We start from the raw sequence: 21,618 nt of genomic DNA on the forward strand, positions 1-21,618 counted from the left end.
GCCGCTCAGGAGCAGCTGAAGCGCGCCGCGGCCCAGTCCCCGTGATCACCGGTCTTGGATCCGTTGGTGTCGGTGACCTTCAGATGCACGTGGCGCGCACCGGTGACGTCCACATCGACCGGCACGGTGGCCGATGCCCCGGTCACCTTCGGCGAGGTCCACAGCACCTTGCCATCCGCCTCGACGGAGAACGCCACTTCGCCGTAGCCGTTGATCTCGTCGTCGATCCCGGCGTCCGCGGTGAACGTGGTGCAGCGTCCGCCGAGATAGACCTCGATGTCGGAGTCGGCGTGGCTGCCGATCCCCTTCGCGTAGGTCTTCCCGGCGAGGGTGAGGGTGTGTCCGTCGGTCGCGCCCGACTCGCCGTTGCTGCGGTCGCGTTCGGCCGGGCCGTAGCCGTTGGTCGACTTCAGCCACACCATGTCGCTCGCCCAGGTGTCGGCGGTCGGCGGCTCGGGCATCACCGCTGCCGCGAACCGCTGGACGGCGGTACGGGCTTCACCCGCCGCCCGGTAACGGGCGAGCGCGGTGATCCGTGCCTCGCCCGCGGCGCCCTTCGCCGGGGTGACCGCCACCTCGACCCGCCGGGTGGTGCCCGCCGGGATCCGGTCCACGGTGTTCGCCGGGGTGACCTGCCAGCCCTCGGGGACGTCCAGGCTGACCGCGGCGTCCGTCACATCGGCGCTGCCCGCGGTGACATCGACGGCCACCGTGCCCGCGACGCCCGCCCCGACCTCCTGCCCGTCCGGCGCGGAGACGACGGCCGTGGCGGCCGCGTTCTTCCCGCCGACAGCGCTGGTGTCCTCCAGCTTCACACGGAACTTCTCGCCGGTGGAGAGCGGCGCGGTCTTGATCTTCACGACTCCGCCGCGGTCGTCCCGGTCGTACCACCAGCCCTGCTTCGCGGTCTTGTACGCGGCCGCGGAACCCAGCCGGGGCAGCTTGTCGTCGAGCTTCACCGCGCTCGGCGCGGACCCGGTGTGCACGCTGAACTCGTACGGCCGCCTGCTCTGCTTTCCGGTGAAGTCCCCCTTGCTCGCACCGATGTTCACGGTGATGTCGCCCGCGCCCCGGACGGGTGCGTCGACATCCGCCCGCTGGGTGGCGTACCTGCCGTCGCGGTGCTGCCGGGTGACACCGTCGTCCTCGTACAGCGTGAAGGAGGACGCCCCCTGCGGGTAGATGTCCCAGGCCAGCGAGGAGTCGGCGGTCCGGTCCTGGTACGAGCGGATGCCCGGCCACATCGGCACACTGGCTCCGGCCTTCACGAAGAGCGGAAGGGTGTCGAGCGGGGCGCTGTAGTTGTCGACGGTGGTGGGCCCCTGGTAGGTGCGGCCGCTCCAGTAGTCGATCCAGGTGCCCTTCGGCAGATAGATCCCGTCGCGGTGGGTGCTGTCCCGGTAGACGGGTGCGACCAGGAAGTCCTCGCCGGACATGAACTCGTACTTCGCCGCGTCCGTCGCGGCCTTCGGGTCGTCCGGGTATTCGAGGACGAGCGGGCGGACCATGCCGACGCCGGTCTTGGTCGCCTCGTGCGCGTACGAGTACTGGTACGGCAGCAGCGACTCCTTGAGCTTGAGGTAGTCGCGGTTGATGGAGGTGTAGGGCTCGCCGTAACGGAAGGGCTGCTTGTCGCTGGCCGCCCAGCCGTCCATCGTCATCGTGGTGCCCAGGAACATCTTCCACTGGAGATCACGGGTGTACGTCTTGGCGCTGCCGCCGAAGATGCCGTCGACGTCGCCCGTCGTGTAGGCGAGTCCGGACATCGTGGCACCCGCGTAGGTCGGGATCTGCCAGCGGATGTAGTCCCAGGTGCCGGACTGGTCACCGGACCACTGGACGCCGCAACGCTGCGCGCCCGCCCAGCTCTCCGGGGCGTAGGTGAAGCCGCGGGCGTCGCTGTTGTCCTCGATGCCCTTGTACGCGTCCTTGCAGCCGTCCAGCGCGAACTTGTAGCCCGCGCCGACCCAGGCGACGTCCAGCTTGGCGACCCGCTGGCCCGCCTTGACCTGGTCGGCGATCTTGTCGATGCCGTCCTCGGTCCACAGGCCGAGCTGCATGCCGCGGTCCTGGAGACCCTTGGTGGTCTCGGCGAGGTCCTCGTGGCCGCAGCCGTAGCCGTCGTTGACGAGCATCCAGCCGTTCGGCATGTCGTGCTCGACGTAACCGTCGGCGACCTTCAGGGCATCCAGGGTGTGGCGCTCACCGCGGTTGGCATTGTGCAGGTAGCAGTCGGAGTCGCCGATCTCCATCCCGTACACGGGCGGCAGGAAGGGCTTGCCGGTGAGCTTCGTGTACTGCCCGATGACGTCCTTGGCGTCGTCGCCGGCGAAGTAGTAGGCGTCGAAGCGCTGTTCCTTCGCGCTGGTGGTCACCGGGTCGGTGAACGCGTAGGTGTTGGGCGCGTAGGTGTTGCGGAAGACGCCGTACCCGGCGGAGGAGAGGTAGAACGGCACGGAGTTGGGGTGACCGCCGTCGTTCCAGTTGTAGTCGACGCCGACCTCGACGGTCTTGTCACGGTGCGAGGTGTTACCGCGCCCGTTCTGCATGCCGGCGCCGTAGAACTGCTCGTCTGCGCCGCGGGCCAGCGTCTGGGTGGTGCGCTTCCCGTCCCAGCTCAGCCCCTTGGCCTCGGACCAGACCAGGCTGCCGTCGGCCCGGTGGAGTTCGAAGCGCAGCGGCGACTTGTAGGCGCGCAGCGTGACGCTGTCGGTGGACAGCTCGTACCGGTCGCTCTTCTCGTTCCACCGGGTGTGCGGCGGGGCGCCCTGCGGCAGGACGATGTCGTCGCCGGTCGGGTCGGAGAACGTACCGTCCGGGGCGAGTTCGATACGGAAGGTCTCGTCGGTGACGAAGCTGACCTTGGCCTCGGCGGAGCCGGCTCTGAGGTGGTAGACGGACCCGTCGGCGGAGAAACCGCTCAGATCACCGACCGTCGTGGCCTCGGGCGCGGCGGGTTCGGCCTGTGCGCTGCCGGGTCCCGCAAACACGGTGGCCAGTCCCAGCAGAGCTGCAACTGCCACCATTCTGATGCGCGTTGATGATTGCATAGAGTGCTTTTAGCGCAACCGCGAGCATTTGACCATGGACAAAACGGCGCCGGCCCCGAACTTCGTAGGGAAGTCCGAGGCCGGCCGACAGGCGGAGGAAGACGGGTTGTTACAGCGCGACACCGAGCAGCGCGTCGACGGTGCGCGAGACGAGGCCCGGTGCACCCTCGTCCGTACCGCCCTCGGCGTTCTGGCGCTCGACCCAGCGGTCCACGGCGGCCAGAGCGGCCGGTGCGTCCAGGTCGTCGGCGAGGGCCTCACGGACCTCTTCGACGAGGGCGTCGGCGGACAGTCCGTCGGGCCGCGAGACGGCGGAACGCCACCGCGCGAGCCGCTCGACGGCGTCGGCGAGCACCTGGTCGGTCCACTCCCAGTCCGACCGGTAGTGGTGCGAGAGCAGCGCCAGCCTGATCGCGGCCGGATCCACGCCGTCGCGGCGCAGCGTCGACACGAAGACCAGGTTGCCCCGGGACTTGGACATCTTCTCGCCGTCCAGAGCGACCATGCCGGCGTGCACGTACGCCTGGGCGAACGGGTGCTCGCCGGTCAGCACCTGGGCATGCGAGGCGCCCATCTCGTGGTGCGGGAAGGCGAGGTCGGACCCGCCTCCCTGGACGTCGAAGCCCATGCCGAGGTGGTCCAGGGCGATGGCCACGCACTCGATGTGCCAGCCGGGCCGGCCGGCACCGAGCGAGGCACCGTCCCAGCTCGGCTCACCCTCGCGGGCGGCCATCCAGAGCATCGGGTCGAGCGGGTTCTTCTTCCCCGCGCGCTCCGGGTCGCCCCCGCGCTCTGCGGAGAGCAGCCGCATCGCCTCGGCGTCCAGGTTGGACACCTCGCCGAAGTGCGGGTCGGTCTCGACGGAGAAATACACGTCTCCGTCGAGCTCGTAGGCGGCACCGGCGTCCCGGAGCCGTTCGACGAGCGGGACGATGCCGGGTATCGCCTCCACCGCGCCGATGTAGTGCTTCGGCGGAAGCATGCGCAGGGCGGTCATGTCCTCGCGGAAGAGTGCCGTCTCGCGCTCGGCGAGCTCGGTCCAGTCCTGACCGTCGCGCACGGCCCGCTCCAGCAGCGGATCGTCCACGTCGGTCACATTCTGGACGTAGTGAACCTGACGCTTGGTGTCGAGCCACACGCGCTGAACGAGGTCGAACGCGTTGTAGGTCGCCGCATGACCCATGTGGGTCGCGTCGTACGGCGTGATGCCGCAGACGTAGATGCGGGCGACGGGACCGGGGTCAAGGGTGATCCGTCCACCGGTCGCGGTGTCGTGGATCCGAAGGTCGCGGCCCTTGCCAGGCAGGGCGGGGACCTCAGAAGCGGGCCAGGCATGCATGTCATGAGCGTAACCGGACGTTGCTTCCGGATACGAACCGGATACGGGATCCTGGCCGGAGAGACGGTCTTGCGCTTCCGCGGTGCCCGCTCCCCCGCCCCGCCGCTTCCCGGAACCGCGGCTCTGCCCCGGCCTGCGGCCTCCGCCGCCGGACGGCCCGTATGAGGCCCACAGGCCGCCTCGGACGGCACAACGGCCCCCGGCCGTCACACCGGTGGCCAGGGAATCGCGGGCCACCCGCCACTCGGCCCCGGGTGCCGCCCCGTCACCCGCAGCGCCTCCACCCGCCCCCGCAACGCATCGATCTCCGCCGCAGTGATCAGCTCCGTCAGTCGGGTGACCAGCGCCGTCCCCGGCGCCAGCTCTTCCGCCAGCCGGTCCAGCACATCGACGGCCTCGGCCGTCAGCGGTTCCCCCGCCCACCCCCAGAGCAGCGTCCGCAGCTTGTCGTCCGCATTGAACGTCACTCCGTGGTCGATGCCGTACAGCCGGCCGTCCGGCGCCGGCAGCAGGTGCCCGCCCTTCCGGTCGGCGTTGTTGATCACCGCATCGAGGACTGCCAGCCGCCGCAGCCGCGGATCGTCCGCGTGCACCAGCAGAGCCGTCCTCCCCTCGCCCACCTCGGCCTGGGCGACGGCCTTCCACCCGTCCCCGGGCTCCTCGTCCTCGACGAGTGCCAGCAGCGGAGGCTCACCGTCCGCGGATGCCTCCGAGGGCGCCTCGATCCACAGCTGGCACATGCCCTCCCCGTACGGCCCGTCCCGCAGCACGGTCGGCGGCACCAGCCCCCATCCCGTCACCTCGGAGATCTCGTACGCGGCGACCTCGCGCCCGGCGAGCGTGCCGTCGGGGAAGTCCCACAGCGGCTGCTCCCCGGCGACGGGCTTGTATACGCAGGTGCGCTCCTCGCCCTCGTACGCGACCGTGCAGTAGAGCACCGCATTGGACGCGTCACGGATCTGACCGCGGACGGTGAGCTGTCCCTCGGCGAGCAGGGTGATCAGCCGGGTGTCCGTCAGGCTCCCCGTCGGTATCCGTTCTGGCGCGGGCATACGTGTCCTTCCGGGTCGAGCGGCAGGCTGCACAGCGGGCACGGCGGACGGCCGGCGTTCACGACGTCCAGGGCGCGCTTGGCGAACGCCCGCGCCTGCGCGCCGCTGAGCCGGACCCGAAGCATCGGCGGACCGTTCTCCTCGTCCTGCAGCATCCGTTCCTCGGCCTCCGCGAGATCGTCGTCGGAGTCCGCGTCCAGCTCGACCAGGGCCTGCGCCTCGACGATCATGCGCTGCTCCTCGCCGTCCCAGGCGAGAGCCATCGTCCCGACCCGGAACTCCTCCTCGACGGGCACGTCGAGCGGAGCGGTGTCGGTGACGTCCATCGGGGCCACTGCGGGCACCGGCGAGTTCCCGCCGGTCCTCCGCACGACCTCGTCGAGCAGTTCGTCGATCCGCTCGGCAAGCGCGGCGACCTGGGTCTTCTCCAGGGCCACGCTGGTGACACGTCCGCCTGAGGAAGCCTGCAGGAAGAACGTACGGCGTCCAGGCAGCCCGACCGTACCGGCCACGAAACGGTCCGGGGGGTCGTAGAGGAACACCTGACGGGACACGTCCTGTCTCCCTTGAGAATTGACGGCAAATGAGGGGCGGCCGGGTTCCAGGAGAGTCCCGGAGGGAAGGGCGCCTACGGCGCGTCCACCCTACTGCGCGGAGCGATCACGGCGCCCCAGCGCCGCCACCGACCACCGCGTCCGTACCTGCTTCCGTATCCGTGGCCGCGCCGGCGCTCTCCTCGTGCGGCTCCAGCGACGCGAAGTCCCCGGTGTCGCCGAGCCGCAGCAGGAAGGGCCGCAGCCGTGTGTAGCGGATCGCGGTGACCGAGCAGGGTTCGGCCTGGATCCGCTGGAAGAGGTCGAGATGCATCCCGAGCGCGTCGGCGACGACGGACTTGATGATGTCGCCGTGCGAGCACATCACGTACACCGCGCCGTCACCGTGCTCGGCCTCGATCCGGGTGTTCCACTCCCGTACGGCCTCGACGGCGCGCGCCTGCATCGCCCGCATCGACTCACCGCCGGGAAAGGCCACGGCCGAGGGGTGCTGCTGCACGACGGACATCAGCGGCTCGTCGGTGAGCTCCGCGAGTTTGCGCCCCGACCAGTCGCCGTAGTCGCATTCGCTGATCCGCTCCTCTGTGTGCAGCGACAGCCCCGGCCGGGCGTCGAGCAGCGGCTGCAGCGTCTCCCGGCAGCGTTGCAGCGGGCTGCTGACGGCGGCGGCGAGGGGCAGGGAGGCCAGCCGCTGGACAAGCGCGGCGGCCTGCGCGACGCCGCGCTCGTCGAGCGCGACACCGGGGGTCCGGCCGGCGAGCACCCCGGCCGTGTTGGCGGTGGAGCGTCCGTGGCGTACGAGGATCAGGGTGGGCATACGGGCCAGCGTAGGCCGATGTCCCTCGAGAGATGCGCCGGGAACCGGAGCAGGGGAGAATGCGCGCCGTGATTGTGGATTGCGCGATTTATCGGGACGGGCGTCGCACCGACGGACCTGCCGACTTCTCCGATGCCCTCGACGAGGCACGGGCCACCGGGGACGCGTTTCTCTGGATCGGGCTGCACGAGCCCACGGAGGAGGAGTTCGACCTCGTCAGCAGCGAGTTCGGGCTGCATCCACTGGCCGTCGAGGACGCGCTGTGCGCGCACCAGCGGCCGAAGCTGGAGGTGTACGACGACTCCCTCTTCGCGGTCATCAAGCCGGTGGTGTACGAACCCGAGAACGACACCGTCACCACCGACGAGCTGATGATCTTCATAGGCGACTCGTTCGTCGTGACGGTCCGGCACGGGGAGGGCGCGCCGCTCGCCGAGGTACGCCGCCGGCTGGAGGCCGATCCCGAGGTGCTGGGGCACGGCCCCACCTCGGTCCTGTACGCGGTCAGCGACGCCGTCGTCGACCACTACATCGATGTGGCCGCGGAACTCCAGATCGACCTGGAGGAACTGGAGACCGAGGTGTTCTCACCGAGCAGCACCATCGACACCAAGAACATCGCGTCACGCATCTACACCTTCAAGCGGCAGGTGCTGGAGTTCCGCCGGGCCACCGGCCCGCTGAACGCGCCCATGGTCCGGCTGGCAGGCGCCACCGTGCCGTTCGTCGACGAGCACTCGCAGCCGTTCTTCCGGGACGTGAGCGACCATCTGACGCGCGCCAACGAGCACGTGGAGGGGCTGGACCGGCTGCTCTCCGACATCCTCTCCGCGCATCTGGCGCAGACGGGGCTGCGGCAGAACGACGACATGCGGACGATCTCGGCGTGGGCGGCCATGGCGGCCGTACCGACGATGGTGGCGGGGATCTACGGCATGAACTTCGAGCACATGCCGGAGCTGCGCTGGGCGTGGGCCTACCCGACGGTGATCGGACTGATGGGCTGCGCGGTCTTCGGCCTGTACCGCCTGTTCAAGCACCACGGCTGGCTCTGACGTCGGGCTGCCCGCCGAAGGCGCAGCTCAGGCGTACTCGGGCTCCGGTATCGCCGGGCCGCCCAGCGCGTCGCGCCGCTCGGGCGGTTCCAGGCTGACCATGCGCCGCCAGCCGACGAGCCGTTCGTACGCGTAGACGCCGTGGATCCCCACGGCGAGCACCGCCGCCCTGGCCCTGGACCAGCCCAGGATGCGGCCCATGTGGGCCATCACGGCGAGGCTGACATCGCGGTACACCCGGATCTCGGCGAGGGCGCACTCGCGCAGGATGCGCTGGATCGTCCGGCCGTGTCCGGCGCGGGCGAGGCGGAGCAGCTCTTCGTGGCAGTACGCCAGGTGGTTGTCCTCGTCGTTCGAGATCATCTTCACCGCACGGCCCACGTCGGGGTGGTCGGCGAAATACCTGTGGAGCGTTTTCATCTGTTCGGAGGCGCGCTGCTCGGTGACCCGGCTGTGCGCCAGATACGTGACGATGTCGGGCTCGGAGAGCGGCTCGTCACGTATCAGCTGCTCGTGGGCGAGGCCGATGCCGTGCTTCTCCAGCAGCATCGTGTAGTCCGTCTCGTGCGGCACCTCGGTCGGCCGCAGCCCGCGCTTTTTCAGCAGGGCGCGGAAGATCCGGCCGTGCTTGTCCTCGTCGGCGCCGTGCCGGACGATCTTGGGAACGAGGGCGCGCTGGCTCTCGGGGGCCAAGGCCGCGATGCGGCCGTTCTCCCAGCCGCCCTGACTCTCGCCACCTGCGGCGATCGAACAGAAGAGCCGGAACGACTCGTCGTTGTCGAGAATCTCCTGGAACAGGTTCTTTGCCGAGAGCATCGCTGGCGCCTCCGTACCGGTGTCCGCAGAAGGAAATTCAAATGCGGCATGGGAGAGCAGGCAACAGGAGGCATCTCCGGCAGGGCCGAACGGGTGCCACGTAACCTATGGGGGCCGGGCGCGTTGTGCTGCGTAACGGCCGTGGCGGGGAGGACCCCCGAGCCCCCACCACGGCCGTAGTGCTGCCCGCGGGCGGTTAAGAGCGACCGGCCATCGGGGGCGGTTAGGCCAGGCCGGACCGCTCCAGCGCGTCCGTACCGGCGCGCAGCGCGGAGATCCGCTCCTCGCGGGTGAAACCGGCCGGAGCGAGGGTCAGGGTCGTGACACCGGCGGCGGCGTAGGCCTGCATGCGCTCCGCGATGCGCTCGACCGAACCGAGCAGCGTGGTCTGGTCGATCAGCTGGTGCGGTACGGCGGCGGCGGCGCCGGTCTTGTCACCGGACAGGTATTTGTCCTGGATCTCGGCGGCTTCCTTCTCGTATCCCATGCGTTGGGCGAGCTGGTTGTAGAAGTTCTGCTTGCGGCTGCCCATGCCGCCGACGTACAGCGCGGTGTAGGGGCGGAACATGTCGGCGAGTCCGCTGATGTCGTCACCGATGGCGAGCGGCAGCGTCGGGCAGACGTCGAAGCCGTCCATGGTCTTCCCGGCCTTCTCGCGGCCCGCCCGCAGGTGCTTCACCGCGGTGTCCTCGAGATGGTCGGCGGACGGGAAGATCAGCAGCGCGCCGTCGGCGATCTCGCCGGTCTGCTCCAGGTTCTTCGGGCCGATCGCGGCGATGTAGAGCGGAATGTGCTCGCGCTGCGGGTGGACGGTGAGCTTGATGGGCTTGCCGGAACCGTCCGGCAGCGGAAGCGTCCAGTGCTCGCCCTCGTACGAGAGCCGCTCGCGGGACATTGCCCGGCGGACGATCTCCACGTACTCCCGGGTGCGGGCCAGCGGCTTGTCGAATTTGACGCCGTACCAGCCCTCGGAGACCTGCGGTCCCGACACACCGAGGCCGAGACGGAACCGGCCGCCGGAGAGCGAGTCGAGGGTGGCGGCGGTCATCGCCGTCATGGCGGGCTGGCGGGCCGGGATCTGCATGATCGCGGAGCCGACGTCGATGGACTCGGTCTGGGCGGCGACCCAGGTGAGCACGGTCGGCGCGTCGGAGCCGTACGCCTCGGCCGCCCAGCAGACGTCGTAGCCGAGCCGGTCGGCCTCCTGGGCGACGGCGAGGTTGTCGCCGTCCATTCCCGCGCCCCAGTAGCCGAGATTGATGCCGAGCCGCATAAGCTCTCCCCTTACTGATCAGTAACGTCCCTGTGGTCCGGACTCTAGCGCGCACCACCCTGATCCGGCAGGGGCGACTTGACCCCGGGTTGTCCACAGGCTTCCTCCCCGTGGGGCTCTGGCCAGTAATCTCAGCGCCCATGGAGCAGAGGCATCTCGGCCGCACCGGCCTTCGAGTGTCCCGGATCGGGCTCGGCACCCTTACCTGGGGCCGGGACACCGACGAGCACGACGCTGCCGAACAGCTGAAGGCCTTCTGGGAGGCGGGCGGCACACTGGTCGACACGGCCGATGTGTACGGCGGCGGGGAGGCCGAATATCTGCTGGGGCGGCTCGTCGAGGGTCTGGTGCCGCGGCGCGATCTGGTCATCGCGACGAAGGCGGGCAGCGTGGCCGACCCGTACCGCCGCTTCGACGGCTCGCGTGGTCATCTGCTGGCCGCACTGGACGCCTCGCTGGAACGGCTCGGTACGGACTACGTGGATCTGTGGCAGCTCCACGCCTTCGACCCGGTGACTCCGCTGGAGGAAACCCTTCAGACGCTGGAGCTGGCGGTGTCCACCGGGCGCGCACGGTACGTCGGGGTGTCGAACTTCTGCGGCTGGCAGCTCGCCAAGGCGGCGACCTGGCAGCTCGCCTCGCCCGGGGCGCGCACCCGGCTGGCCAGTACGCAGATGGAGTACTCACTGCTGCAGCGGGGCGTGGAGCGCGAGGTGCTGCCCGCCGCACTCGATCTGGGCGTGGGGCTGTTGCCGTCGTCGCCCCTGGGCCGCGGGGTGCTGACCGGCAAGTACCGCACGGGCACCCCGGCCGACTCGCGCGGCGCCTCCGAACTGCTGGCCCCGTTCGTCGAGCCGTATCTCGACGACCCGGCGAGCCGCATCGTGGACGCGGTGGCGACGGCGGCCGACGGGCTGGCCACGACGGCGTTGCAGGTGGCTCTCGCCTGGGTGCGGGACCGTCCCGGAGTGGTGGCCCCGATCGTCGGCGCGCGCAACGCGCGGCAGCTCACGGAGGCATTGTCAGTGGAGGCACTTAGTCTTCCTGACGAGATCTGCCAGGCGCTCGACGATGTGTCGGCGCCCGTGCACCGCTATCCCGACCAGGACTGGAGCACGCTGTGACTGCGCTTCCCCGGGGGGAATCCCCCGGCCCCTCGGCCGCCGACGACGACACCGACGTCGTCGGCTCCGCTGCCGCCGTACCCGCCCCGAGCGAGGCGGAGGAGACGGACGGGACAGCGGAGCCGGCGGCCCCGGAGGGAGCCGACACGACGGATGCGGTCGGCGTGACGGACGTCGGGGCGGCGCCCGCTGCCGCCGCGCTCTCGGAGGCCGAAGCCGAGCTGGCCGCCCAGCGGGAACTGCGGGAGCGGATCGAGAAGCGCAAGGCCGAGAAGCAGGGCCCGATCGCCGCGGGCGCCAAGCTGAGCGGGCAGGCCGCCGATCTGCTGGCGGCGGTGCGGGCCGTGGAGAGCGGCGAGAAGCCCGGCGCCGCGTTCTTCGACTCGCCCGCACCGGCACCGCGCCGCGCCGCTCCCGCGCCGGTACGCCCCCGGGAACCCGAGCCGGTGTTCGCACCGCAGGGTGCCTCTCCGGAGGCCGTGGCCGCGGTGACAGCCGTCCTGGCGGAGGGTGGGGCACCCGAAACCCTGGCGCTGCCGGCGGCGGAGACGCTCGGCGCGCCGGCGGCCGACGTGCTGCGCGCGGACCCATGGCAGCTACTGGCCGTACCCACCGTCCGGCCCGAACAGGCGGACGGCTTCGCAAGGGCGCTGCTGGGCGCCGCGTGCGGTCCGGACGACGAGCGGCGGACGGCGGCGCTGGTCGGCTGGCTGCTGGAGCGCGCCGCACTGCAGGGCGACACCGCGCTGGACACGTCGGCGGTGCGTGCCGCGCTCGCCGAGCGTGCGGTGACCGACCCGGAGGCGGCCGTGCGGCACGCCGTCGCCGAGGGCGTCGTGCTGGTCTTCCAGGACGCTCCGGACGACCAGGACGCGGACGTGGATGCAGAGCCCGTGGACGAGGCGGCGGACGGGGCCGGGCAGGAGCCGACTCAGGTGCTGTTCGGTCTCGAGCGGTACGCGCTGGCCGAGGAGAGCCTCGCCGACGGCCTGGCCCGACTGGTCAACGCCTGCGAGAAGGACGCCGACTGGTCGGAGGCCGCCGCGGCCGCCGGTTCACCGTCGGCGGCCGAGCTGATCCGTGCGGTCGCGGCCGGCGGCCTGGTCGCGCACACGGGCGGCGACGCGGCGCGGGCGGAACCCGCCGCGCTGATCGTCGCAGCCCGCACCCTCGGATTGCGGGCCCTCGGCACCACCCACAGCGTGGACGGCAGACGGCGGCTGGCCGAGGCGCTCGACGAGCCGTCGGCGGCCGTCACCCTCGCCGGGCTGCTCTCCGGCGCGGAGGGCCCCGGCCGGGACGCGGACGGGGCGATCGCCGTCGATCTGCTGGTCGTGCTGGACGCCCCGCAGCTGGACGTGGAGACCGCCGCGATTGTGGTGGAGTCCCTCCCCGACGGCGCCCGGCTGGTGCTCAGCGGCGACCCGGGGGTGCTGGGCTCGGCAGGTGCGGGGCGGGTCTTCGCGGACGTCCTGGCCGCCCACGCCTGCCCGCAGGTCGTATCCCGTACGCCGGATCCCGGTCCGATCGGCGAGCTGGTCTCCGGGATCGGAATCGGCGAGCTGAACCAGGTGGCGGCCCCCGGCAAGGAGGTGGTGATCGTCCCCGTGCAGGACGCCGGTGAGGCGGTGCACCGCACCGTGCAACTGGTCGCCGACTCGGTGCCGCGTGCGATCGGCGTCCCGTCGGCCGACACCCAGGTGATCACCGTCGGGCACGGCGGATCGGCGGGCACCCGCACGCTGAACGCGGCACTCAAGCAGCGTCTCAACCCCGGTCCCGGTCGGTTCGGCGGCTTCGACCTGGGGGACCGGGTCGTACACGTCCCGACGCCCGGCAGGACCGTGCCCGGGACGGTCGTCTCGGCCGACGCCGAGGGACTGCATCTGGACTGTGCGGGCACGCCGGTCGTCGTACCGCAGGAGCGGGTGGAGTCGACCGTGCGCCACGGCTGGGCCCTCAGCGCCCACCAGGCGGCCGGGATGCGCTGGCCCGCGGTCGTCGTCGTGCTGCCCGGTGACGCGGCTCAGGGACTGAGCCGGTCCTGGGTGTACACCGCGTTCAGCCGTGGCGAGCGGCATCTCTCCGTGGTGCACGGGGTGGATCAGGCGCTGCCGCGCGCGGTGGCCCTGCCTCCGTCCCAGAACCGCACGACCCGGCTGCGCGCCCTGCTGGAGGCGCAGCAGACGGTCACCGCCTAGGTCCTGTCCCGTCGATCTTCGTGGATCAGCCTGCGGCGTCCGGTGCGGTGCATCGCAAGGCGGAGGATCGTCCTCGTACTGGGCGTACTCGGGCGACTGAAGACAACGCGTCGAACTGCCGCCGCCGCCCGAAGGGCGGTCGCGCGGCGTCCGGTGCGTCGCCGGTGCCCTGGGGCGGGGCACCGGCGACGGCTCCTGTCACCGACAGCACACGGTCAGGAACTGTCGGCCGCCAGGTCGTCCAGCTCCTCGTCGAGTTCGTCCTCGTCAAAGACGGAACTGACGTCGAAGCGGCACACCACCAGTTGAGGGTCGGCTTCGTCGAACGGGGCACTGAGCCACTCCCCCGGCTCAGGAAGCTCTTCCGCCGCGGCGACCCAGAGCGTGGAGTCGCCTTCCTCCAAGCCGAACTCCTGGTGCCGGGAGGCAATCTCGTCCGGTTCGTACTCACCGAAGAGCACGCCGAGCGCCGCATGGACACTGGCGCCGACCACGGCCCCGGTCCCGTTGGCGCGGCCGTCCGGGTCCGGGTTGGCGATCCGCTGCGTCTGGGCGAGCAGCCGGGAAGGCTCCACCACCGCGTAGTCGCGGCGGATCAGCACGCTGAGCGCCTTCGGCTCCTCGGGACCGCTGTACGGCGGCAGGGAGTCGTCGGCGCCGGGGATCTCGAAGGGAGTGACCTCGTCGTAGCGGTCGTAGAGGAGTTCGTCGTAGACCTCGGCCGCAGCGGCGAGTGCATTGAACGCTTCATAGACGGCGGGGTCGTCGTCCCCGGACCGGCGCTCGACCGCCGCGAGGTGATGGTCGAGCGCGGCTTTGACTGCATCGGCGGCGGCGCGTACCTCGGCAGCGGTGGGCTGCGCAGCATCAGACATAGTGCAGACGCTATCCGTAGACAGCCTCTGCCCGCACAATAGATGCGATGCCGGAATACGAATTTGTCGATGTGTACGTACCGCGCGGGGTCTCCCGGAAGGAAACCGCCCGCCTGCTGACCGACCATGCCGAGTACGGCCACTGGGAGTTGGACCGATTGACGCTGCGCCGTGACGGCAGCCGCAGGGTGCGGCTGCGTCGGCGGATCATTCGCCAGATGCGCGCCACCTGGTGAGACGAGCGGGCCCCGCATCCGCGGGGCCCGCTCGTCTTCGTCCGGCCTGTCCCGGTGCCGCAGTCCGTTGTTATGCGGCCATACGGGAGCGGCGGTACAGCACCGTACCCGCGCCCGCCAGCAGCAGACCCGCGCCCGCTGGGACCAGCAGGTCGAACCCGCCCGCTCCGGTGTGGGCGAGCTGGGGCTCGGGCGCGTTCGGCACGCCTCGCGGTCCGGGCACTTCGGGCTTCTCGGGGGTGAGCGGGGTGACCGGAACGTCCACCGGGGGCGTACTCACGGGGTCGTTCTCGCACGTGCTACCGGTTGCGGAGCCGAGCGGTCCGCCGATGGTGACACTGCTCCCGCAGGCATTCACGGGGACGTCGACGGGGACCTGGATGGTGTTGCCCGACAGGATGCCGGGCGACCCGGTCGCGTACCCCTCGGCCGTGGCGCCGCTGACGCTTCCGTTGCCTCCGGCCCGGTGCTTGCCCGTTCCGGCGCGGTACTCGCGGGTCAGGTCGCCCATGCCGCGGTCGGCCGCTGCGTGGCGGCCCGATGCTTGCGCACCCGAGCCGTGCCGCCCCGAGGCACTGTTTCCCGAAGTGTTTCCACAAGCGTTTCCGGCCGCCGGATTGAGCAGTCCGACAACACTCACGGCGTTACCGCATACGTTGACCGGGACGTCGACCGGGATCTCCACCGAATTCCCCGACAGCAACCCCGGGGAATTCGACGCGTCGCCGGCCGCTCCCGCGTCGGCGTGTGCGTATCCGCCACTCAGCGCGAGCACCCCGCCCGCTGCCGCCATGGACATCAGGCCTTTACGCGTGACCTGTCGCATAGGTTGTTCCCTGCCTTCTACCTTCCGGATTACCCCCGGACGTGACCGTGCGGGGGCGAAATACCCAGCGGCCCCGGAGCGCATGGCGTGCGCTCCGGGGCCGACCGGGCTCAAACCCTTACGGGTTGACGCACAACGTCACGAGTTGGCGCAGGAGTTGTTGAAGGCGGGGTTCAGCAGCCCGATCACGGAGACCGTGTTGCCGCACAGGTTCACCGGCACGTGCACGGGAACCTGGATGGTGTTGCCCGAGATCACACCGGGGCTGCCGGCCGCGGCACCCTGAGCGCCCGAGTCGGCGGCGGCCATACCCGCACCCGCGATGACCAGACCACCGGTGACTGCCGCAGCGGCGACGATCTTCTTGATCATTATTCCTCCTAGTTGGCAATGCGGTCCCAGCCGCGGACCGCATCACCTGTAACGAGGAATAAGTAACCGGGCTACGAGGCGATGACCCCTTTCACTCGTTCCGGTCACGTACGTACATGCTGACGATTACCAGCGGAACAGGGCGCGGTAATTCAGCAGTTGTCGATGAAACGGTCGAGCACCCGCGCACCGAACTGCAGGCCGTCGACCGGTACCCGCTCGTCGACACCGTGGAACATGCCCGCGAAATCGAGCTCCGGCGGCAGCTTCAGCGGGGCGAACCCGAAGCAGCGGATACCGAGGTCGGCGAAGGACTTGGCATCCGTGCCACCGGAGAGCATGTACGGGACGGCGCGGGCGATCGGGTCCTCCGCCTTCAGCGCGACCTGCATCGCGTCCACCAGGGAGCCGTCGAAGCCGGTCTCCAGCGCCTTGTCGCTGTGCACGTCCTCGCGCTTGACCCGCGGGCCGAGTATCCGGTCCAGGTCGGCCAGGAACTCGTCCTCGAAGCCGGGCAGGAAACGGCCGTCGACGTGGGCGACGGCCTGGCCGGGGATCACGTTCACCTTGTAGCCGGCGCCGAGCATGGTGGGGGCGGCTGAGTTGCGGAGGGTGGCGCCGATCATCTTGGCGATGCCGCCCAGCTTGGCGAGCGTGGCGTCCATGTCCTCCGGGTCGAGGGAGGTGCCGAGCGCGTCGGACAGTTCGTCGAGGAAGGACCGTACGGTCTTGGTGACCCTGACCGGCCACGTGTGCCGGCCGAGCCTCCCGACCGCCTCGCAGAGTTCGGTGATCGCGTTGTCGCCGTTGGTCATCGAGCCGTGCCCGGCGGTGCCGTCCACGGTGAGCCGCATCCAGTGGATGCCCTTCTCGGCCGTCTCCACGAGATAGAGCCGCAGCTTCTCGTTGACCGTGAAGGAGAAACCGCCGACCTCGCCGATCGCCTCGGTCACGCCGTCGAAGAGGTCCGGGTGCTTGTCGACGAGATACCGCGCACCGTACGTACCACCGGCCTCCTCGTCGGCGAGGAAGGCCAGCACGATGTCGCGCGGGGGCTTGCGGCCGCTGCGCATCCGGTCACGGACGACCGCGAGGGTCATGGCGTCCATGTCCTTCATGTCGACGGCGCCGCGTCCCCATACACAACCGTCCGCGACCTCGCCCGAGAACGGGTGGTGCGTCCAGTCCTGGGCATTGGCCGGGACGACGTCGGTGTGCCCGTGGATGAGCAGCGCGGGCCTGGACGGGTCCTCGCCCTCGATCCGGGCCACGGTCGAGGCACGGCCCTTGTGGGATTCGAAGATCTTCGGTTCGAGCCCGACCTCGGCGAGCTTCTCCGCGACGTACTCGGCGGCCGCCCGCTCACCCGGGCCGGAGTGGTCTCCGTAGTTGCTGGTGTCGATCCGGATCAGCTCACGGCAGAGGTCCACGACCTCGTCCTCGCCGGACGGGCTGCCGGCCTTGTTCGTCTCGCTCACGCTGCTTCCTTCCACTCTCACCCTGCTGCTCCCCCACATCCTCCCGCGCCCGGCCCGCACACCCAAGGGCGCCTGCCGCCCGTCACGCGCCGTTCACACGGCCAGGGGAGTGATCGAGCACCCCCGAATGTTTGCTATTGTTTTCCACGTCGGAACGGGCAAGGCCCGCGAGACAGACACCTTGTCCGGGTGGCGGAATGGCAGACGCGCTAGCTTGAGGTGCTAGTGCCCTTTATCGGGCGTGGGGGTTCAAGTCCCCCCTCGGACACCAGAAGGTCTCCCTTCACGGGAGATCGAGCGGATGCGGGTCGAGGATCACCTCGGCCCGCATCCGCTTTTTGGTGTGGCGCCCGGCGCCGGCGCTCCGGTCCGCATCGGTGGTGGTGGCGGTCGGTCCGGGGCTGCCGTCCTCACTTGACGAGCTGGTAGATGCTGTCGGCGACCAGCCACAGCCCCAGCAGAAGTGACAGTGACACGATCGCCTGGTCCTGATGGGTGTCGAGCCAGTCGCGCAGCCCTCGCAGCTTGGCCTCTGCCGCGACGGGCGAGAAGGTGGTGTACAGCTCCATCGCCAGCAGGCTGGAGGTGGCCAGGACACAGAACCCCGTCAGGGCCAGCGTGGTCGCGATCGAGGAGAGATTCGCGTCCACCGCCGTGGCGGCTCCGGCACCGACCATGGCCCAGGGCTGCAACAGGATCGCCAGTCCGGCCGCCGTCCATCCGGACACGCGGTCCGGTCTCTCCATCCACTTGGGTGCGTGGCGGGGGCGGCGCGGACGGCGCCGCTTGCGTTCGCCGTACGCGACGAGCCCCAGGCCCAGGGCCAGCTTGCCCGCGAGCGCCGCGGTCGACGGAACGCTCTGGCGCGCCGGGGGCGTGCCGCCGGTCAGCAGGATCACGGCGGCGATCACCATCAGGAGGCCCGCGAGCCACGACAGGATGAACACAAGCCCCCTGCGCACCCCCCTGTCGGCGGTCAGCAGCAGAATGAAGGCACTGTTGTGCAGGGGCCCGAGCGTGATGGCCGTACCGATGACGACGAGGTCAACGACCATCGCTGCCGGCCGCGTGGCCGGTCCCGTCCCGATGCCCGTGTCCGCGCGGCTCCCCGAGGCCAGGGGTATCGGGCGCGCGGGACGGCAGAGCCCCCGCCTCGCCCCGGCTCTCGGCCGTCACTGCCTTCCCGTAGTGTCTGCCGACAGCCGGAGATCGGGCCGGGCGTGCGCGGGCGCGGGTCGTGGTGAGGACATCGGGTCGCACATGTCGACTGTGTTGGGCGGGCATCATCGCGTCAAACCGGCCACGGCGCCGATGGGCCGAATGCGTCCGGCTGGGCTGAAGGCGCAGCCGGCGATCCGGCGCAGGAACTGCCGGCGCGGGGCCCCCTACACGAGCCCCCAACCCCTTGTTGAAACGGTTCATGCATGGTTAACGTCCTGCAGCGACAGCGAACCGGGCGTTGCGGTCCAAGGAGGATCATGAGCCGTACGCGTACGCACCCGCTCCCTTGGTACATGGATGTGTCCCCCGGATCGGGCGGGCTGCCGCCCCGGTCCTGGTACGCGGGGTCGGACGCCGGGCGGATGTCGTTGAACGGGGAGTGGCGGTTCCGGCTCTCCCCGACCGCTTCCGCCGAGGACGCCTCGTTCGCACAGTCCGGGTTCGACGCGTCCGGCTGGGGAACGGTCGCGGTGCCCGGGCACTGGGTGCTGCAGGGAGCCGGCGGAGCTCCCGCGTACACCAACGTCATCTACCCCTTCCCTGTCGATCCGCCGCTCGTGCCGACCGAGAATCCGACCGGCGACCATCTGCTGGCCTTCGACCTGCCGGCCGGGTGGCCGGAGGGCGGCGAGTGCGTGCTGCGGTTCGACGGGGTGGAGTCCGCCGCCCGGGTCTGGCTCAACGGCGAGGAACTGGGGGATTTCAAGGGGTCCCGGCTGCCGCACGAGTTCGCGGTCGGCGGGGTCGTGCGGGCTGAGGGCAACGTACTGGCCGTGCGGGTGCACCAGTGGTCGTCCGGGAGCTATCTGGAGGACCAGGACCAGTGGTGGCTGCCGGGGATCTTCCGGGACGTCACGCTGCTGCACCGGCCGGACGGCGCGCCCCGGGACTTCTTCGTGCACGCCGGCTACGACCACCGCGCCGGGACCGGGACGCTGCGAGTGGAGTGCGACGGCGCCGAGGGGCGAGTCCTGGTGCCCGCGCTGGGGGTCGATATCGCAACGGACGAGGCGGTGACCGTGCCGGTCGAGCCGTGGACCGCCGAGACGCCCCGGCTCTACGACGGTGAGCTGGTGACGGCCGGTGAGCGGATACCGCTGCGGATCGGATTCCGTACCGTCGCCGTCGAGGACGGGCTCGTCAAGGTCAACGGCCGGCGGGTGCTCTTCCGCGGGGTGAACCGGCACGAGTTCCACCCCACGACCGGGCGGACCGTGGACGCGGACACGATGCGGCGCGATCTGGTGCTGATGAAGCGGCACAACATCAATGCCGTACGGACCAGCCACTACCCGCCGCACCCGGCGTTCCTGGATCTCTGCGACGAGCTCGGGCTCTGGGTGATCGACGAGTGCGATCTGGAGACACATGGCTTTGTCGACCTGGAGTGGCGCAACAACCCGGTCGACGACGAACGGTGGACCCCGGCGCTGCTCGACCGGGCCGCACGCATGGTGGAGCGCGACAAGAACCACGCCTCGGTGATCATCTGGTCGCTCGGCAACGAGTGCGCGTCGGGGCGCGGGCTCACGGCGATGGCCGAGTGGGTCAAGGACCGCGATCCGGACCGGCTGGTGCACTACGAGGGCGATCTCTCCTGCAAGGACGTCGACCTGTACTCGCGGATGTATCCGACCCACGCCGAGGTCGAGCTGATCGGGAAGCGGGCCGAGGACCCGTGGGGCGACCCGGCGCTGGACGCCCGGCGGCGCGCGATGCCGTTCATCATGTGCGAGTACGGGCACGCGATGGGCAACGGCCCCGGCGGACTGAGCGAGTACCAGCGGCTCTTCGAGCAGTACGAGCGCTGCCAGGGCGGGTTCGTCTGGGAGTGGATCGACCACGGATTCGCCCACCCCGAGTACGGCTTCGCCTACGGCGGGGACTTCGGCGAGGAGCTGCACGACGGCAACTTCGTCTGCGACGGACTCGTCTTCCCGGACCGCACGCCCTCCCCGGGGCTGATCGAGTACAAGAAGGTCATCGAGCCGGTACGGATCGAGGCCGGGGCGTCCGCGGGAACCGTCCGGATCGTCAACGGGTACGACTTCGCGGACCTCGGCCACCTGGAGTTCGTCTGGTCGCACGAAGTGGCCGGGGAGCTGCGCGCATCGGGCCCGCTCACCGTGCCCGGCCTGGCGCCCGGAGCCCACGCCGAGGTGGCACTCCCGGAGGGCGGCGAGGGCGTGTGGACCGTGCGGGCGGTGCTCGCCGAGGACGCCGCGTGGGCGGGACGCGGGCATGTGGTGGCCTGGGGGCAGCAGGCGGTCGGGGCGGTGGTGCCTGCTGCGACCGCGGTGGGCTCGCGACCGGAGGCGGCTGACGGGGTGATCATCCTCGGGTGCGGCGTCTTCGATGCGGCGACCGGGGCGTTGGTCCGGCTCGGGGACGTACCGGTGGAGGCGCCGCGGCTCGATGTGTGGCGGGCGCCCACCGACAACGACAACGGTGCGGCCTGGCAGCCGGACGAGCGGTACGGGCTGCGGTGGCGGGAGTTGGGGCTGCACCGGATGCGTCACCGGATCGACGCCGTGGAGGTGGGCGAGGACTCGCTGACTGTGCGGACACGGGTGGCGCCTGCCGGGGTGGATACGGGGCTGCGTACGCAGTACCGGTGGACCGCCGACGGGGAACGGCTCGGGCTCACCGTGTCCGTGACGCCCGAGGGCGAGTGGAGGGTGCCGCTGCCCCGGCTCGGGATCCGGTTCGGGCTGCCTGCCGCGTACGGCGGGGCGCGGTGGTTCGGCGGCGGGCCCGGCGAGGCGTACCCGGACACCCGGGCCGCCTCGATGCTCGGGCGGTGGGAGATGTCCGTCGATGCGATGCAGACCCCGTACGTCCGGCCGCAGGAGAACGGCGCCCGGGCCGATGTCCGCTGGGCGGAGCTGACGGACGACGACGGTGCCGGGGTGCGCGCCGTGGGTGGCGCGCCGTTCTGGTTCTCCGCACGGCGGTGGACGAGCGAGCAACTGGACGCCGCGGGGCACGGGCCGGATCTGGTGGCCGGGGAGACCGTCTGGGTCCACCTGGATCACGCGCTGCAGGGCATCGGGTCGCAGTCGTGCGGGCCTGGGGTGCTGCCGGAGTACCGCCTCGACGCGGCCGAGACGGAATTCTCGTTCGTGTTCTCACCCGTGGGGTGAGGTACGGCTCCTTCCCGGTCCGGTGGCCGCCGGACCGGGAACCCGTGCCGGCCGACGCAACAGGTGTACGGGGACGAGGTGTTGGGCGCGCAGGCTGTCGCGGACCGGCGCGGCGCACTCGGTCGCTCCGCGCTCCGGGGTGTGCGGTCCGACACCGCCGGTGAGCTGCGCCGACGCTGTGACAGG

Annotated in this window: 17 protein-coding genes and 1 tRNA gene; 6 read left to right on the plus strand and 12 right to left on the minus strand. The window is 70.7% G+C overall.

Annotated features, from left to right (window positions below; all coding sequences use genetic code 11):
* Positions 1-5: 5 nt before the first annotated feature.
* From AB0N06_RS01705 to AB0N06_RS01725, 5 genes are all read right to left on the minus strand, one after another.
* On the minus strand, positions 6-3,050 hold the full coding sequence (locus AB0N06_RS01705) for an NPCBM/NEW2 domain-containing protein (protein ID WP_366132782.1): 3,045 nt from the start codon (positions 3,048-3,050) through the stop codon (positions 6-8).
* 109 nt (positions 3,051-3,159) lie between these two features.
* A complete protein-coding gene (gene mshC / locus AB0N06_RS01710) occupies positions 3,160-4,389 on the minus strand; it encodes a cysteine--1-D-myo-inosityl 2-amino-2-deoxy-alpha-D-glucopyranoside ligase (protein ID WP_366132783.1) in 1,230 nt (409 codons plus the stop codon).
* A gap of 206 nt (positions 4,390-4,595) precedes the next feature.
* Positions 4,596-5,441, minus strand: a complete 846-nt coding sequence (locus tag AB0N06_RS01715; protein ID WP_366132784.1) for an SCO1664 family protein — start codon at positions 5,439-5,441, stop codon at positions 4,596-4,598.
* Complete coding sequence (locus AB0N06_RS01720; protein WP_030918365.1) at positions 5,405-5,995, minus strand: DUF3090 domain-containing protein; 591 nt, start codon at positions 5,993-5,995, stop codon at positions 5,405-5,407. The genes AB0N06_RS01715 and AB0N06_RS01720 overlap by 37 nt, the downstream gene beginning before the upstream one ends.
* A gap of 106 nt (positions 5,996-6,101) precedes the next feature.
* Complete coding sequence (locus tag AB0N06_RS01725) at positions 6,102-6,812, minus strand: histidine phosphatase family protein (RefSeq protein WP_366132785.1); 711 nt, start codon at positions 6,810-6,812, stop codon at positions 6,102-6,104.
* A 59-nt stretch (positions 6,813-6,871) separates the two neighbouring features.
* Here AB0N06_RS01725 and corA point away from each other — a divergent pair, with 59 nt between their 5' ends.
* Entirely contained in the window at positions 6,872-7,867 is a 996-nt protein-coding gene (gene corA, locus AB0N06_RS01730) for a magnesium/cobalt transporter CorA (RefSeq protein WP_366132786.1), read from the plus strand.
* Between the two features lie 27 nt (positions 7,868-7,894).
* On the opposite strand, the gene AB0N06_RS01735 is transcribed toward corA, so the two are convergent.
* The gene (locus tag AB0N06_RS01735; RefSeq protein ID WP_366132787.1) at positions 7,895-8,683 is read right to left on the minus strand and encodes a ferritin-like domain-containing protein; all 789 of its coding nucleotides are present in this window, start codon (positions 8,681-8,683) and stop codon (positions 7,895-7,897) included.
* Positions 8,684-8,906: 223 nt separating this feature from the next.
* The gene (locus AB0N06_RS01740; protein WP_366132788.1) at positions 8,907-9,956 is read right to left on the minus strand and encodes an LLM class F420-dependent oxidoreductase; all 1,050 of its coding nucleotides are present in this window, start codon (positions 9,954-9,956) and stop codon (positions 8,907-8,909) included.
* A gap of 140 nt (positions 9,957-10,096) precedes the next feature.
* On the opposite strand from AB0N06_RS01740, the gene AB0N06_RS01745 reads away from it, so the two are divergent.
* Together AB0N06_RS01745 and AB0N06_RS01750 are read left to right on the plus strand one after the other, a co-directional pair.
* A complete protein-coding gene (locus AB0N06_RS01745) occupies positions 10,097-11,080 on the plus strand; it encodes an aldo/keto reductase (RefSeq protein WP_366132789.1) in 984 nt (327 codons plus the stop codon).
* Positions 11,077-13,281: an ATP-dependent RecD-like DNA helicase gene (locus tag AB0N06_RS01750; RefSeq protein ID WP_366132790.1), complete on the plus strand. Its 2,205-nt coding sequence runs from the start codon at positions 11,077-11,079 to the stop codon at positions 13,279-13,281. The genes AB0N06_RS01745 and AB0N06_RS01750 overlap by 4 nt, the downstream gene beginning before the upstream one ends.
* 215 nt (positions 13,282-13,496) lie before the next feature.
* On the opposite strand, the gene AB0N06_RS01755 is transcribed toward AB0N06_RS01750, so the two are convergent.
* A complete protein-coding gene (locus tag AB0N06_RS01755) occupies positions 13,497-14,156 on the minus strand; it encodes a hypothetical protein (protein WP_366132791.1) in 660 nt (219 codons plus the stop codon).
* Positions 14,157-14,203: 47 nt separating this feature from the next.
* Here AB0N06_RS01755 and AB0N06_RS01760 point away from each other — a divergent pair, with 47 nt between their 5' ends.
* Positions 14,204-14,392, plus strand: coding sequence for a DUF5703 family protein (locus AB0N06_RS01760; protein WP_366132792.1), 189 nt, complete (start codon positions 14,204-14,206; stop codon positions 14,390-14,392).
* Positions 14,393-14,462: 70 nt separating this feature from the next.
* Here AB0N06_RS01760 and AB0N06_RS01765 read toward each other — a convergent pair whose 3' ends face one another.
* The 3 genes from AB0N06_RS01765 to AB0N06_RS01775 all read right to left on the minus strand — a co-directional run bounded on the left by AB0N06_RS01765 (position 14,463) and on the right by AB0N06_RS01775 (position 17,068).
* Complete coding sequence (locus AB0N06_RS01765; protein WP_366132793.1) at positions 14,463-15,218, minus strand: chaplin; 756 nt, start codon at positions 15,216-15,218, stop codon at positions 14,463-14,465.
* Positions 15,219-15,356: 138 nt separating this feature from the next.
* Positions 15,357-15,590, minus strand: coding sequence for a chaplin (locus AB0N06_RS01770; protein WP_366132794.1), 234 nt, complete (start codon positions 15,588-15,590; stop codon positions 15,357-15,359).
* A 152-nt stretch (positions 15,591-15,742) separates the two neighbouring features.
* Positions 15,743-17,068, minus strand: coding sequence for a M20/M25/M40 family metallo-hydrolase (locus tag AB0N06_RS01775; RefSeq protein WP_366132796.1), 1,326 nt, complete (start codon positions 17,066-17,068; stop codon positions 15,743-15,745).
* Positions 17,069-17,251: 183 nt separating this feature from the next.
* Between AB0N06_RS01775 and AB0N06_RS01780 the strand changes: the two genes are divergently transcribed.
* Positions 17,252-17,339 (plus strand) — tRNA-Leu (locus tag AB0N06_RS01780).
* A 139-nt stretch (positions 17,340-17,478) separates the two neighbouring features.
* Here AB0N06_RS01780 and AB0N06_RS01785 read toward each other — a convergent pair.
* Positions 17,479-18,123 carry a GAP family protein gene (locus AB0N06_RS01785; protein WP_366132797.1) on the minus strand — a complete coding sequence of 215 codons (645 nt, stop codon included), beginning with the start codon at positions 18,121-18,123 and terminating at the stop codon, positions 17,479-17,481.
* 423 nt (positions 18,124-18,546) lie between these two features.
* On the opposite strand from AB0N06_RS01785, the gene AB0N06_RS01790 reads away from it, so the two are divergent.
* Positions 18,547-21,432, plus strand: coding sequence for a glycoside hydrolase family 2 TIM barrel-domain containing protein (locus AB0N06_RS01790; protein ID WP_366132798.1), 2,886 nt, complete (start codon positions 18,547-18,549; stop codon positions 21,430-21,432).
* Positions 21,433-21,618 lie beyond the last annotated feature (186 nt).

Source organism: Streptomyces sp. NPDC051020, from assembly GCF_040683105.1.
Classification (GTDB): domain Bacteria; phylum Actinomycetota; class Actinomycetes; order Streptomycetales; family Streptomycetaceae; genus Streptomyces.